Below are 14,006 nucleotides of genomic sequence, written 5' to 3' on the forward strand. Positions count from 1 at the left end.
ATCGGTGGGTGCATGGGCCGTGTGCTGACGTGTACGCGGTCCGGTCGATCGGTGCCGTCAGGCGGCACGCAGGGCGTTACGGTGCAGAGGCCAGGTTGAAGCCGAGCGTGATCCAGTGACCGTCGCGCTGGTGGTGGACACGACCCGCGAGCAGATCCACGCTGGCGCCGCGCCAGAGTTCGTGGCGGACACCGAACTGACTGCTGCGCTGGCGTGTCGCGTCACGTGCGGTTTCGGCCAGCAGCGACCAGTGCGGCGCGGTGACGATTTCCAGGCCGATGCCATCGGTGCGGCCGCGTGCGCCGGCCGTGCGGGCCCAGCCCAGGTTGAGGTGCAGCAGTGAGCGATCGCTGGCGCCAAGGGCGAGGGTCAGGGGCGCGTTGATGCCCCAGTCATCGCCACGCAGGTGGTGCCAGTCGCTACCCACACCGGCACTCAGCGCCAGGCCCCAACGGCGCTGGTCGATGTCGCGCAGCACGCGCTTGGCACCCAGCGCCCATTGCGTGGACGAGACAGCGTGCTGGTGGCTCAGGCCGAGCGACCACTCCGTATCGGCGAAGGTGCAGGCCGGTACGGCGGTCCACTCCGCGCCCGCATCGGTGTGGCGGGCCCAGCTTTCCAGCTGGCAGCGGCCAGCATCGGTGATGGCGGCGTCATCCACCATCAGGCTGGCGGCGGCGCGGGTGTCGAACGGAAGCATCGCCACGGCCACGAGGGGCAGGGCGAACACACGGGAAACGTGCATGGGCAATCTCCAGGCAAACGGAAACGCCAGCGGCACCCTTCTTGGGGTCGGTGGAACGGCGATACGGATGATGCGAGGCGGGCGAGCGTGTCAGCTGCGCCGGTGGGCCCCGTCCTGTGCGGACGGAACCGACCTTGGGGTCAGTGGGTCCGTCGGCTCAGGAGCAGCAACGAGATCGACTATGACTGTCCAAGGAGGGGGCCTCTGGAGGGAAAGGGAAGGTGGTGCGGGGCGGACCTTAGTCACCCGGCGAGGTCAGGTCAACAGGTTTCTGTCGTTTGACTGCGTTCTGTGGGCCTGGTCGCGGTTGAGAGTGCTTACTGGTGGGGAGTTTTTAGTGGTGGTCGGTCAGGGAGAGCTGCGTTGCAACGTGCGGCAGACTGTCGCGACCGGCCCTATGGCGAACCAATCAATCAAGCGGCGGCAATAGAAAAAACAAAGCTGAACAAACTTGAAGCGGATGTATTGGAGGTGCTTTACTCCGCAAGGTGGTGGTGTGCCTGTTCGCCTTCGTCCCCGGAACAAACCCGCCTTCTGCGAATCTTGCAGCGCCGGCATGTGCGGATGAGTCGCGTGGGAAATGGATGTCCAACTTCGGGGAACATGATGAAGCATGCTGCTATCGGCGCTTCGCTGGTGCTGATGATGTCTTCTGTCCACGCGCGGGACACCGCGAAGGAGCCGTTGGAAGAGGCCGAACGTCGACTTGCGAAGAGTCGGAAGGTCGACGTGCTCGGGGCAAACATCTTTGGTGACCAAGTCAGCAATTCGAATGGCGCACTGTCTTTCTCGGTGACCGATGTCAGTCTGCCGAACGTCAAAGAGACGCATCTGAATACTGCCTCAAATGGCCAGCAGTATCCCAGCAAGCCGGAAGTGAGGCCGGCGCGCCCAGAAGGAATTCCTGGAGGTTGATGACATGGTAGAGGACTACAGCATGGTTGAGGATATGCCGGACTTTGCTCAGTGGGTCGATGCCAATGCCGGTGCATTTGACTTCTCTGATTACATTCATGCTCAGGTTGTGCAAGGGAGGATGACAACCGATGTGCTAGGTGCATTAGTTGGATGGCTATGGCCTCAGCTTCTAGAAGTGGGAGGGCTGATCGTACTTGCGTCAGAGAAGGACAAGCTGCCGCTCCTGAAATCGCAGGATTTGTCGGATGGTGAGGTCGAGTACTGGTGCAACTTCACGAATATTGATGGCATGTTGCCAGGGGTTCCTGTTTCTTTCACTGGTCACCTGGCGCACATAGTCCATGACATGTGGAGCGCGAAACTACAGGGCGAGTTTCCGTCTAAGCAATTTAAGGTAAGTGTTGTTGAGTCTCGAGATCAGAACGAGTTGAGCGTAACGTTTCAGCAGATGCGGTAGCGAGCAGGCAGTTGGTGTCGCGAATAAAACAGCGGTACTACGATAGTGGCGGCTGGATCTAGATCCACAACGAGGGTGCAACGCAGCGGGGCTTTATACTGAATGAGCAGCTCGATGGAGCGCCAGTGACCAAAGGATCAGGGACGGGTTGGATGAAACGGATACTCTCGGCAGGGCTATTGCTCGTAGCTGCGCAGACTGGTTGGGCGCAGGAAACGGTGCGGTACGTGCACACGGATGCGTTGGGTTCGCCTGTGGCTTACTCCAATGCTGCAGGCGTGGTAACCGAGCGCATTGTGTATGAGCCGTATGGCAACGCTTTGGGTGCGGTGTCAGTCGATGGTCCGGGTTTCACCGGCCATGTTCGGGATGGCGCCACGCTCCTCAGCTACATGCAGCAGCGGTACATGGATCCGCAGCTGGGTATGTTCCTATCGGTTGATCCGGTGGTGGTTGATATGAAGTCTGGCGCGAAGTTCAATAGATACGCGTACGCGTTGAACAATCCGTACAAGTTTATCGACCCGGACGGTCGTGATGAAGAGTGGTTCTCAAACGTTGATCAGATGGGGAATCCTGGCTTCGGGAATGAGCTCGGTGACGATGCTTTTCACTACAATGGCAGCGCTCTGTTAGCTCTGAGCACAGGTGGCGTAACTCTACCGGGAATTCTTCGAGCAATTGCTGCCCCTTTTGCCAGGGCTGCGGTATCGGAGGTGCAAGGTCGCACTGTTGCCGGAGTGAAGGTTGGGGATAAGCCCGCTGATACCAGAACGGCGCTGGAGGATGCTGGGTACATGGGAACGCGGATATTGAACGACGCTGGCACGGAATCGGGAACGCTTCACAATGTGTCGTCTATGAAGATGGACGTTAGAGTCATGGACGGCGGGCCGAAGCATCCACCCAGAATATCGGTGACGCGAGAAGGTAACCCGCGTCAGCCCGTAAATCCTGAGAATGGGAAAAACTTTGGCAATATTCCCAAGGGCGAACAGCGCACGGGAAGTCATATTTACTATCGAGAGAAACCATGATGGCGCGAATCGAGAGGAAGGAAGTTGATGTGGCGGCAGCCCGCTCGAGCTTGGAGAGAATGTTGCTTGGTTCCTATCTTGATTCATTCAACGTCAGCAGCCTTCAGGTAATTTTGAGGTTAATTAACACCAGGGCGTGTCCTGGTAAATCGCTGTACGTGGATCTGAGCTTTTCCTGTGCGGCCACTCTTCGTGACGGGCGCACCTTTTCCAGCAATCCCGGGAATGTTGATTTCTTTGTGGGGAGAGAGGAATTTCTTCCTGAGGTCTATGGAAAGATCGGCGCTGGAATCTCCGGTGTTGACCTCGATTCCGACGGTCGACTTGTTCTTTCTATGGGTGACTCAGTCATTGAGTTGTTTGCTACGGACGAGGATATGGTTCTTGAGGAATCCGTCTGGCAAGTCGCGATGGAGAATCCGACCGGTTCTGGCCTATCTTTAGGTGGCTCTGTTTCCTGTGTTTCAACGGGCAATGCTGTCATATTCACGTTCGGCATTGAATCGTAGTCATCATTGTCTGCAGCCATCCGTAGGGCCAGTCTGGGCTGGATCCTCTCCCCGCATGCGGGTGGCCGAGATCAGTTGCTGGGGTTCAGATGGCTTGGTTGCACTGCGTAAGTCATAGGTTCGATTCCTATTTCCGGTACCAGATACAGCAAAAAGCCCCAGCCTTGGTCGGGGCTTTTTGTTTGAATCGCCCCGCCAGATGAGTCCGCCAAAAAATGTTTGTTCGGGCGAAGCAGTGGTTGAGCTGACGCGGTGCCATGACGTCATGGGGCGAGTGAAGCGCGTTCGTGTTCTCCACCACATTGAAGTGCATCTTCAGCGATCGATCGTTCATGAAAAGCACCCATAAAAAAACCACCCGCATGCGGGTGGTTTTTCTGTCTCGCCCTGCGCCGTCGATCAGTTGACGGTGGTGCTCGGCGTGGCGGCCTTCTGGGTCAGCAGGCGGTTGATGTCCTGCAGTTCGGCGATGTCCAGCGTGCCGACCGCCTGGCCCAGCTGCAGGCGGTTCTGCAGGAAGGTGTAGCGGGCGTTGGCGTAGTCCAGCTGTGCGGAGAACAGGATGCGCTGGTTCTGGATCACGTCCAGCACGGTACGCGTGCCGACTTCCAGGCCGACCTGCGAAGCGTCATAGGCGCTCTGTGCCGACACGACCGCCAGGCGACGCGCTTCCACTTCGCTGATGCCCGCCACCAGGGTCTGGTAGGCATTGCGGGTGTTGCGGTCCAGGGCACGCTTCTGCTGCTCGTAACCGTCCTGGGCGATGTCGCGCTGGGCCAGCGCCTGGCGCACGCCGGACTGGGTAGCACCGCCGGAGAAGATCGGCACGTTGAGGGTCAGGCCGACGCTGTTGGTGCGGCGGTCCGGGCTGAAGCTGCCGCTGTCGCCGACCACATCGCCCCAGCTGGCCGACTTGCCGGCGGTGGCACCGAGCGACAGAGTCGGGTAGTGCGCGCCGCGGGCGGCCGAGACGCCGGATTCGGCGGCGTTGACCTTCAGTTCCTGCGCCTTCAGCGCCGGGTTCTGTGCCACGGCCTCGTTCACCAGCGTATCGATGGTGGCGTACTTGGCCGGCAGCTCCGGACGGAAATCGGCCGGCAGAGCGCGCAGGTCGGTGACCGGCTGGCCGGTCAGCTCAGTCAGCGCCTGGTAGGCGTCGGCCAAGGTGTTCTGCGCGATGATCGTGTTGGCGCGCGCCTGATCGTACTGGGCACGGGCTTCGTGCACGTCGGTGATCGGGGCCAGGCCCACTTCCAGGCGCTTGTCGGCGAAGTCGAACTGCTTCTTGGCAGCGGCTTCGTTGGTCTGCGCGGCCGACAGCGATTCAATGCCCACCAGCACGTTGAAGTACGCCGCCGAGGTGCGCACGATCAGGTCGTCGTTGGCCGAATCCAGGGTGAAGTCGGCCGCCTTGCTGAGCTCGCGCTGCGAACGCAGGTTGGCGAACTGGGTGAAGTTGAAGACCGTCTGGCTGCCGTTGATCGTGTAGTTCCGGCTCTTGGTGGTGAACGAGCTGGAGGTCAGATCATGGTTCGGGTTGGTGCGGCTGCGGTTGAGCGAGGCCTCGCCGTTGAGCTGCGGCAGCAATGCGGCACGCGCCTGCACGGCGCCTTCCTTGTCATACAGGCGGGTCGACTCGGCAGCCGAGAGCTGCGGATCGCCATTGCGCGCCATTTCGTAGACCTGCAGCAGGTCGGCGGCAGAGGCGGTCATCGGCAGCAGGGCGGCGGCCAGCGCAAGGGCGAGGGATCGGCGGATCATTGCGGCTTCCTTGGACTCAGAGTTGGAACTGGGGTGCCGGGGCGGCACCGCGCAGGTAATCGATATCGGTTTCGAACAGCGATTCAGTGGTGCCGTCCGCCTTGACCAGCACCGCTTCCATGACCGGCGACCGGCCACGGATCACGAACAGTCGACCGCCGGGACGCAGCCACTGGGCGAAACGTGACGGGATGACATCCACCGCGCCGGTGACGCAGATCGCATCGAAGCGGCGCTCGGTGTCCCAGGTCAGGGCGTCGGCGGTTTCGATGCGGACGTTGTTGCCCAGGCCGGCCGCGTCCAGGCGCGCACGCGCGGTCGTGGCCAGCTCGGCATCGATTTCCAGGCTCAGCACTTCGCGGGCCAGCTCGCCCATGCAGGCGCTCAGGTAGCCGCTGCCGGTGCCGATTTCCAGCACTTCATCGCCCGGCTGCAGATCCAGCGCCTGCAGGGTGCGGCCTTCGATGACCGGCTTCATCATCTTCTGGCCGTTGCCCAGCGGCAGCTCGATATCGGTGTAGGCCAGGGCCCGGTGCGATTCAGCGACGAACGCCTCCCGCGGCAAGCGTGCCAGTACATCGAGCACGCGAATTTCCAGCACATCCCAGGGGCGGATCTGCTGTTCGACCATCAGTTCGCGGGCGTGGGAGTAATCGATCGTCATGAGGTTCTATATCCAGCGCAGTGGGCCGGCCATTTTACCGGTGCCGGGAGCCGGCGGCGCGCTGAGAGCATCGCTGCCGTCGCGCCGGGGTCGCAGTGCCGGAAGTCACCGCGACCTCCGGTCCATTCAGTTTAGTCCCGCCGGGCATACGCCCGCAGGAAAAAGTCGACGCTGGCGCTCACGTGGGCGTCGGCATCGCACTCGGCCGGGGCCGGCCGCAACCCGCACATCATATGCGTATGCAGCTCGCCCTTGATCAAGGTCAGGAACTGGATCGCGGCGGTCGGGAAATCGGTGATCTCCAGCTCGCCGCGGGCGGTGCGGGCCCGCAGGAAGTCGGCCAGCGCGTCGGTGGTCCGCTGCGGGCCGGCCAGCCAGAACATCTCGCGGATCCGGTCATCGGTATCCGGGGACATCATCACCCGCTGCACGGCGACCGCCGCATCGGAGGTGATCAGGCTGAAGAACGCATGGCCGATGCCCATCAGCTGGTCACGCAGCGGGCCTTCGATGTCGGTGACGAACAGCTCGTCCGGCAGCATCTCGACGCACTTGGATTGCACAGCTTCGGTGAAAAGGGTTTCTTTGTCGCCGAAATGGCTGTAAACGGTCAGCTTCGAAACGCCTGCCTGGGCAGCGATGCTGTCCATGCTCACACCGTTGTAGCCCTGGTCGACGAACAGCGATTTGGCGGCTTCCAGAATGGCCGCGCGCTTGCCCAGATCCTTCGGGCGCCCCGGTCCGGCGGCCTTGGCGGGCGGCTTGGAGGGCGATGTAGAGGGGGTGGCATCAGTCATCCAAACAATACTAGACCAATCGGTTCGATATTTATACTATACCGGCTGGTTCAATATTGAAGCGGCTGGAACAGTGTGTCTCCAGCGGCTTTTCCCGGGTTACTTTTCAGGTCCAGGACCTCATGAAAAACATGCGATGGATGGGTGGTGGGTTGCTGGCGATCGCGCTGGCAGCATGTGGCAAGCAGGACGCCGAGCCGGTCGCGCCGATTCCGGTGCTGGTGGTCCACGCCGGCACCGTGGCCGGCCAGGAAGTGGCTGCCTATCCCGGTGAGATCCGGGCCCGCGAGGAAAGCCCGCTGTCGTTCCGCGTCGGGGGCAACCTGATCAAGCGCCATGTCGATGCCGGCCAGCGCGTGCGCAAGGGCCAGCTGCTGGCCGAGCTGGACGCCGCCGACTATGCCTCGCAAGCCAGTGCGTCGCAGGCGCAGCTCGCTGCCGCCGAAGCCGACCTGGTCCGCGCCCGGGATGACCAGAAGCGCTACGCCACGTTGGCCGAGCAGCAGCTGGTCAGCCAGTCCGCGCTGGACAGCCAGACGGCTGCCTTCAAGGCTGCGCAGGGCCAGGCCAATGCCGCCCGCGCCAATCTGGCCGTGGCCCGCAACCAGGCCGAGTATGCGCAGCTGCGTGCGCCGGCCGATGGCGTGATCGCCAGCCGCCAGGCCGAAGCCGGGCAGGTGGTCAGTGCCGGGCAGACCGTATTCACCCTGGCCGCGGATGGCGGCCGCGAAGTCGTGATCGCGCTGCCGGAAAGCAACATCCGCGATTACCAGGTGGGCCAGCCGGTGCAGGTGGAACTGTGGAACCGCCCGGGCCAGCTGTTGGCCGGCACGATCCGTGAGATCGCCCCGGCCGCCGATGCCCAGGGGCGTACCTATGCCACCCGCGTCAGCCTGGCCCCGGAAGCCCTGACCGAAGTGGAACTGGGCCAGAGCGCGCGCGTGTTCGCCGCGGCCGGTCGCCAGGGCACGCTGCAGTTGCCGCTCGGGGCGGTGCAGCGCGGTGCCGATGGGCGCAGCAGCGTGTGGGTCGTCGATCCAGCCAAGCGCACGTTGAAAGCCACGCCGGTGACGGTCGGCGCGTACGGCGTTGAATCCGTTCCGGTGCTGAGCGGGGTGAACGCGAACGACTGGGTGGTGGCCGCCGGCGGCCATCTGCTGCGCGAGGGCCAGCCGGTGACGGCAGTGGACCGCCAGAACCGCCCGGTGCTGGCACCGGCAGCCAAGCCTGCCGCCGCCGCCGCGCCTGCCACCGGCAAGGGAAACTGATCCCGTGCGCCGCTTCAACCTCTCCGAATGGGCGCTGGGCAACCGGCCACTGGTGCTGTTTGCGATGCTCGCCTTCGCGATCATCGGCGCGTGGTCGTACAAACACCTGGGCCAGTCCGAAGATCCACCGTTCACCTTCAAGGTGATGGTGGTGCGCACGAACTGGCCCGGCGCGACCGCCGAACAGGTCTCACGCCAGGTCACCGAGCCGATCGAGAAAGCACTGCTGAACACCGGGCAATACGAGTTCATCCGCTCCTACTCGCGCCCGGGCGAATCGCAGGTGATCTTCGTGGCGCGCGACAGCCTGCGCTCCAAGGCGATTCCCGACCTCTGGTACCAGGTACGCAAGCGCGTGGGCGACATCAAGCCGACGCTGCCGCGCGAAATCGTCGGCCCGTTCTTCAACGATGAATTCGGCGATACCTTCGGCAACATCTACGCGTTGACCGGGCAGGGCTTCGACTACGCGGTGATGCGCGACTACGCCGACCGCATCCAGCTGGAACTGCAGCGCGTGCCGGATGTGGGCAAGATCGAACTGGAAGGCCTGCAGGACGAGAAGGTCTGGATCGAGCTGTCCAACACCAAGCTGGCTACGCTGGGCGTGTCGCTGCAGCAGGTGCAGCAGGCATTGGCCGACCAGAATGCCATTGCTGCCACCAGTTTCTTCGAAACCCCGACCGATCGTGTGCAGCTGCGCGTCACCGGCCAGTTCAAGAGCGTGGAGGATATCCGCAGCTTCCCGATCCAGGCTGGCGACCGCACCGTGCACCTGGGCGACATTGCCGAGATCAAGCGCGGTTTTGCCGATCCGGCGTCGCCGAAGATGCGCTTCATGGGTGAGGACGCGATCGGCATCGCGGTGGCGATGAAAGACGGCGGCGACATCCTCAAGCTGGGTAGTACGCTGGACGCCGAGTTCGAACGCCTGCAGAAGACGCTGCCGGCCGGCATGCAGCTGCGCAAGGTCTCCGACCAGCCGCATGCGGTGGAAGAGTCCGTCGGCGAGTTCGTGCAGGTGCTGACCGAAGCGGTGGTGATCGTGCTGCTGGTGAGCTTCTTCTCGCTCGGCCTGCGCACCGGCCTGGTGGTGGGCGTGACCATTCCGCTGGTGCTGGCGATGACGTTCTTCGTCATGCATTACTTCGGCATCGGCCTGCACAAGATTTCCCTCGGCGCGCTGGTGCTGGCGCTGGGCCTGTTGGTGGACGATGCGATCATCGCGGTGGAGATGATGGCCACCAAGATGGAGCAGGGCTACGACCGCCTGCGCGCGGCCAGTTTCGCGTGGGAGTCGACCGCCTTCCCGATGCTGACTGGCACGCTGATCACCGCGGCCGGCTTCCTGCCGATCGCCACGGCTGCCTCCAGCACGGGCGAATACACCCGCTCCTTGTTCCAGGTGGTGACCATCGCGCTGGTGGTGTCGTGGATCGCCGCGGTGCTGTTCATTCCGTACCTGGGCGACAAGATGTTGCCGGACCTGTTCAACCCGCAGCCGCCCAAGCCGGACAGCCTGGCGGGGCGCTGGCATGCCCGTCGCCTGCAGTGGGCCGACCGCCATCCCGCGTTCGCGCGCTGGATCGCGCCGAAGGTGCATGCGCACGACCATGATCCGTACCAGCGTCCGTTCTACGTGCGCTTCCGCCGTTTCCTGGATGTCTGCCTGCGCCATCGCTGGTGGGTGATCGCCGCCACCGCCGCGCTGTTCGTGTTCTCGCTGTTGATCTTCCGCTTCGTGCCGCAGCAGTTCTTCCCGGATTCGACCCGCCCGGAACTGATGGTGGACATCGAGCTGGCCGAGGGTGCCTCATTGCAGGCCACCCAGGCCCAGGCGGCCAAGCTGGAAAAGCTGCTCAAGGACCGCGAAGGCATCAGCAATTACGTGGCCTACGTGGGCACCGGCTCGCCGCGTTTCTACCTGCCGTTGGACCAGCAGCTGCCGGCCACCAACTTCTCGCAGTTCGTTGTGCTGACCGAGAATGCCACCGCACGTGAGGCGACCCGCGACTGGCTGCTCAAGGATGTGATTCCGCAGTTCCCGGACGTGCAGATGCGCGTGACCCGTCTGGAGAACGGCCCGCCGGTCGGCTACCCGGTGCAGATGCGCATCTCCGGCGAGCATATCGAGCAGGTGCAGGCCATCGCACGGCAAGTGGAAGCCAAGGTGCGTGCAAATCCACACGTGATGAACGTCAACCTGGACTGGAGCGAGCCGAGCAAAGTGGTGCGGCTGGTGATCGACCAGGACCGTGCACGCGCACTGGGTGTGAGCAGCGCGCAGGTGAGCCAGTTGCTGGGTACCTCGTTGTCGGGCATGAGCGTGAGCACTTACCGGGAGGGCAACCGCCTGATCGAAATGCTGCTGCGTGGCCCGGACAACGAGCGTGTGCGCTTGGACATGCTGGGCAGCCTGGCCATTCCGACTGCCAGCGGCACCTCGGTGACGCTGTCGCAGGTGGCGCGCCTGGAGTACGTGTTCGAGGACGGCATCATCTGGCACCGCAACCGCCTGCCGACGGTGACCGTGCGCGCCGACATCGCCGACGCCAAGCAGCCGCTGGACGTGGTGCAGCAGATCCTGCCGACGCTGGAGGGCATCCGTGCCGAGCTGCCGTCAGGCTACCTGCTGGAAACCGGCGGTACGGTAGAGGATTCCACCCGTGGCCAGGATTCGATCAAGGCCGGCATGCCGTTGTTCCTGATCGTGGTGGCGACCTTGCTGATGCTGCAGCTGCGCAGCTTCTCGCGTGCGGCGATGGTGCTGGTCACCGCACCGCTGGGCATCATCGGCGCGACCCTGTTCCTGCTGCTGTTCCGCGCGCCGTTCGGCTTCGTGGCGCTGCTGGGGACGATCGCGCTGGCCGGCATGATCATGCGCAACTCGGTGATCCTGATCGATCAGATCCAGCAGGATATCGACGCAGGGCATGACCGCTGGCACGCGATCATCGACGCCACCGTGCGCCGCTTCCGCCCGATCGTGCTGACGGCGTTGGCGGCGGTGCTGGCGATGATTCCGCTGTCGCGCAGTGCCTTCTACGGCTCGATGGCGATCTCGATCATGGGCGGCCTGATCGTCGGCACCGTGTTGACCCTGGTGTTCCTGCCGGCGCTGTATGCCGCGTGGTTCCGGGTGAAGCCGGATGAGGCGAAGACCAGCGAAGGCTGAGGGACGATGAAGCCGGCCGATGGCCGGCTTCATTGTTTGAGTGCGACGCAAATGCCTGTCGTCTTCGTCGTGCCAGCAAGCGCACAATGCACACCGGATTTCTTTGGTCGCGCATGATGTCGTCACGTTCCTCTTCTCGGTTCGCCACTGCGGCGGCGATCGTTCTGCTGATGGTTTCCGCGTTGCCAGCGCAGGCGACCACCGCTGCCGGTTTCCAGCGCGATCTCGTCGAGCTGCTGGAGTGCCGTGCCTCACCGGCAACGATGCAGGCGGTGACGACCGCGTTGCGTGGCGCACGGTATGGCGCGCCGCAGGAACGACCGGCGCATCTGCAGGGCTGGAGCTTCACGCGCAGCGGTGACGAGGAGCACGCGACGACCCTCATCGACATGCCGGTGACGTTGACGGCACACGGCATCACAACGCACCGCGTGGTGGCGGATGACATGGGTTTCTCGATTCCCGTCGATGCAGGGCAGCGCGCGCGCATTGTCAGCGGGAACGGGCTGCAACGCCGATCTAGCACCTTGCGTGAGCCGTTCCAGGTATGGTCAGCGCCCGCTGCATCCGGTAGGCCCTCATCGGCGGGCTCCATCGTGGTGAGCAGCGATGGTGAGGGCTATCGGGTGGGATGTGATTATCCCGGTCCGATGCAGGACGCGCGTGTTCCACCGCGATTGCGCGACACCGCCACGGCCAGTGATATGGGGGCTGCGCTCGAGTGCCGGGCTGACGACGCTGCCATGCAGCGCATCGCGAACATGTGGGAGCGTGTGTCGGAACTGTCGCCGCTGGCATGGCCGGACAATGTCAGCGCGGTTGCCGAGCGTGAGTACCGTGTTGATGGCCAGGAGATGCCAGTCATGGTCATCACCCTGGAGCAGCCGGTGGCGTTGAAGGGCGTGGCTGCGACGTCGCTCGTCCTTGCGTATGGCGGCTACATCGCAGCCGACATGGGCGATGCGCCGCTGAAGGCGGTGCTCGACGCCACTGGCCTGGGCGCGGCGGATCGTCAGGCGGAAGGGTATTGGATGCGCGAAGCTTCCCGGGAGGCGTCCTCCGGATACACGCGCGTGCAGGCATTCAGCGTGATACCCACCGACGGCGGTGGCGTGCTGGCCGGCTGTATGACGAGCGAGGTCCGCTCGGCGGACTGAGTGCTGCCGTAGGAGATACGGCAGGGCGCAGCGGGTGAACACCGCTGCGCCGCTTCACCGGTCTGCCCTCAGTAAACGCCCTGCGCCAGCATCGCATCGGCGACTTTGACGAAGCCGGCGATATTGGCGCCATCCACGTAGTTCACGCTGCCGTCGGCACGCTTGCCGTGGCGAACGCAGTTGGCGTGGATGTCCTTCATGATCCCATGCAGGCGTTCGTCGACATCGGCGTGATGCCACGACAGCCGCTGCGCGTTCTGGCTCATTTCCAGCCCCGAGGTGGCCACGCCACCTGCATTGCTGGCCTTGCCCGGTGCGTACAGGGTGCCGGCCTCGAGGAAGACCTCCACCGCCTCCAGCGTGGAGGGCATGTTGGCGCCTTCGGCCACGCACAGCACACCGTTGTCCACCAAAGCGCGGGCATCGTCTTCGTCCAACTCGTTCTGGGTGGCGCAGGGCAGGGCGATCTCGGCCGGGATATGCCAGGGACGCTTGCCGTCGAGGTACTCGAAGCGCGTGTCATCGGCCAGTTCGGACAGGCAGCCGCGGCGCTCGTTGCGCAGTTCCACCACCTCCTGCAGCGCTGCGTCATCGAAGCCATCGCGGGCATACAGCGTGCCACCGGAATCGGAGAGCGTGAGCACTTTTGCGCCCAGTTCGATGGCCTTGATCGCGGCATGCTGGGCGACGTTGCCAGCGCCGGAAATCAGCACCTTCGCGCCATCGGTATCGCGGCGGGCATGGTGCAGCATCTGCTCGACGAAGTAGACCGTACCGAAGCCGGTCGCCTCCGGGCGCATCAGGCTGCCACCGTAGGACAGGCCCTTGCCGGTGAACACACAGGAGGCGTCGTTGGTGATCTTCTTCATCATGCCGGTCATGTAGCCGACCTCGCGTGCGCCTACGCCGATGTCACCGGCCGGCACATCGGTATCGGCACCAAGGTGACGATGGAGCTCCAGCATCAACGCCTGGCAGAAGCGCATCACTTCGGCGTCGCTGCGGCCTTTGGGATTGAAATCCGCGCCGCCTTTGCCACCGCCCATGGGCAGGGTAGTGAGCGCGTTCTTCAGCGTCTGCTCGAACGCGAGGAACTTCAGGATCGACTGGTTGACCGATGGATGAAAGCGCATGCCGCCCTTGAACGGGCCGATCGCCGAACTGTGCTGCACGCGCCAGCCGCGATTCACATGGGTCTTGCCGGCGTCATCGGCCCAGGCCACGCGGAACTGGATCACCCGCTCCGGCTCCACCAGCCGCTCCAGCAGGCCGTGTTCCAGGTAGCGGGGGTTGCGCTCCAGGAACGGCCACAGGCTCTGGATCACTTCTTTGACGGCCTGCAGGAATTCCGGCTGATGCGGATCGCGCTGGGCCACGTGGTTGAGAAAGTCGGCAGAGGAACGATGGTTCAAGGGCTTTCCTTGTTGGGGGCCAGCCGCTGGCAGCGACGTGGCCGACGGGACAGGGAGGCCGTGCGGGAGGTGGAAACACGAACGCGGCCCTGAGGCCGCGTCCTTG

At 63.7% G+C, this 14,006-nt stretch carries 12 protein-coding genes; 7 read left to right on the forward strand and 5 right to left on the reverse strand.

Annotated features, from left to right (window positions below):
* Nucleotides 1-76: 76 nt before the first annotated feature.
* A complete protein-coding gene (locus K4043_RS08655) occupies nucleotides 77-745 on the reverse strand; it encodes a hypothetical protein (RefSeq protein ID WP_265308986.1) in 669 nt (222 codons plus the stop codon).
* A gap of 606 nt (nucleotides 746-1,351) precedes the next feature.
* Between K4043_RS08655 and K4043_RS08660 the strand changes: the two genes are divergently transcribed.
* The 4 genes from K4043_RS08660 (at nucleotide 1,352) to K4043_RS08675 (ending at nucleotide 3,666) form a co-directional block, all read left to right on the forward strand.
* Entirely contained in the window at nucleotides 1,352-1,660 is a 309-nt protein-coding gene (locus K4043_RS08660; RefSeq protein WP_265308987.1) for a hypothetical protein, read from the forward strand.
* Between the two features lie 4 nt (nucleotides 1,661-1,664).
* Nucleotides 1,665-2,120: a hypothetical protein gene (locus tag K4043_RS08665; protein ID WP_265308989.1), complete on the forward strand. Its 456-nt coding sequence runs from the start codon at nucleotides 1,665-1,667 to the stop codon at nucleotides 2,118-2,120.
* A gap of 152 nt (nucleotides 2,121-2,272) precedes the next feature.
* A complete protein-coding gene (locus K4043_RS08670) occupies nucleotides 2,273-3,157 on the forward strand; it encodes an RHS repeat-associated core domain-containing protein (protein WP_265308990.1) in 885 nt (294 codons plus the stop codon).
* A complete protein-coding gene (locus K4043_RS08675) occupies nucleotides 3,154-3,666 on the forward strand; it encodes a hypothetical protein (RefSeq protein ID WP_265308992.1) in 513 nt (170 codons plus the stop codon). The genes K4043_RS08670 and K4043_RS08675 overlap by 4 nt, the downstream gene beginning before the upstream one ends.
* 399 nt (nucleotides 3,667-4,065) lie before the next feature.
* Here K4043_RS08675 and K4043_RS08680 read toward each other — a convergent pair whose 3' ends face one another.
* From K4043_RS08680 to K4043_RS08690, 3 genes are all read right to left on the reverse strand, one after another.
* A complete protein-coding gene (locus K4043_RS08680) occupies nucleotides 4,066-5,427 on the reverse strand; it encodes a TolC family outer membrane protein (protein WP_123730248.1) in 1,362 nt (453 codons plus the stop codon).
* Nucleotides 5,428-5,443: 16 nt separating this feature from the next.
* Nucleotides 5,444-6,091, reverse strand: a complete 648-nt coding sequence (locus K4043_RS08685; RefSeq protein WP_123730249.1) for a protein-L-isoaspartate O-methyltransferase — start codon at nucleotides 6,089-6,091, stop codon at nucleotides 5,444-5,446.
* A gap of 131 nt (nucleotides 6,092-6,222) precedes the next feature.
* A complete protein-coding gene (locus K4043_RS08690; RefSeq protein ID WP_123730250.1) occupies nucleotides 6,223-6,888 on the reverse strand; it encodes a TetR/AcrR family transcriptional regulator in 666 nt (221 codons plus the stop codon).
* Between the two features lie 122 nt (nucleotides 6,889-7,010).
* Here K4043_RS08690 and K4043_RS08695 point away from each other — a divergent pair, with 122 nt between their 5' ends.
* From K4043_RS08695 to K4043_RS08705, 3 genes are all read left to right on the forward strand, one after another.
* Nucleotides 7,011-8,156: an efflux RND transporter periplasmic adaptor subunit gene (locus K4043_RS08695; protein ID WP_265308994.1), complete on the forward strand. Its 1,146-nt coding sequence runs from the start codon at nucleotides 7,011-7,013 to the stop codon at nucleotides 8,154-8,156.
* A 4-nt stretch (nucleotides 8,157-8,160) separates the two neighbouring features.
* The gene (locus tag K4043_RS08700; protein ID WP_265308995.1) at nucleotides 8,161-11,331 is read left to right on the forward strand and encodes an efflux RND transporter permease subunit; all 3,171 of its coding nucleotides are present in this window, start codon (nucleotides 8,161-8,163) and stop codon (nucleotides 11,329-11,331) included.
* 116 nt (nucleotides 11,332-11,447) lie between these two features.
* On the forward strand, nucleotides 11,448-12,488 hold the full coding sequence (locus K4043_RS08705) for a hypothetical protein (protein WP_265308996.1): 1,041 nt from the start codon (nucleotides 11,448-11,450) through the stop codon (nucleotides 12,486-12,488).
* A gap of 68 nt (nucleotides 12,489-12,556) precedes the next feature.
* Here K4043_RS08705 and gdhA read toward each other — a convergent pair whose 3' ends face one another.
* Complete coding sequence (gene gdhA / locus K4043_RS08710; protein ID WP_123730254.1) at nucleotides 12,557-13,900, reverse strand: NADP-specific glutamate dehydrogenase; 1,344 nt, start codon at nucleotides 13,898-13,900, stop codon at nucleotides 12,557-12,559.
* Nucleotides 13,901-14,006: the final 106 nt, after the last annotated feature.

The sequence above is a fragment of the Stenotrophomonas sp. SRS1 genome (genome assembly GCF_026130205.1).
In the GTDB taxonomy this organism is placed as follows: domain Bacteria; phylum Pseudomonadota; class Gammaproteobacteria; order Xanthomonadales; family Xanthomonadaceae; genus Stenotrophomonas; species Stenotrophomonas rhizophila_B.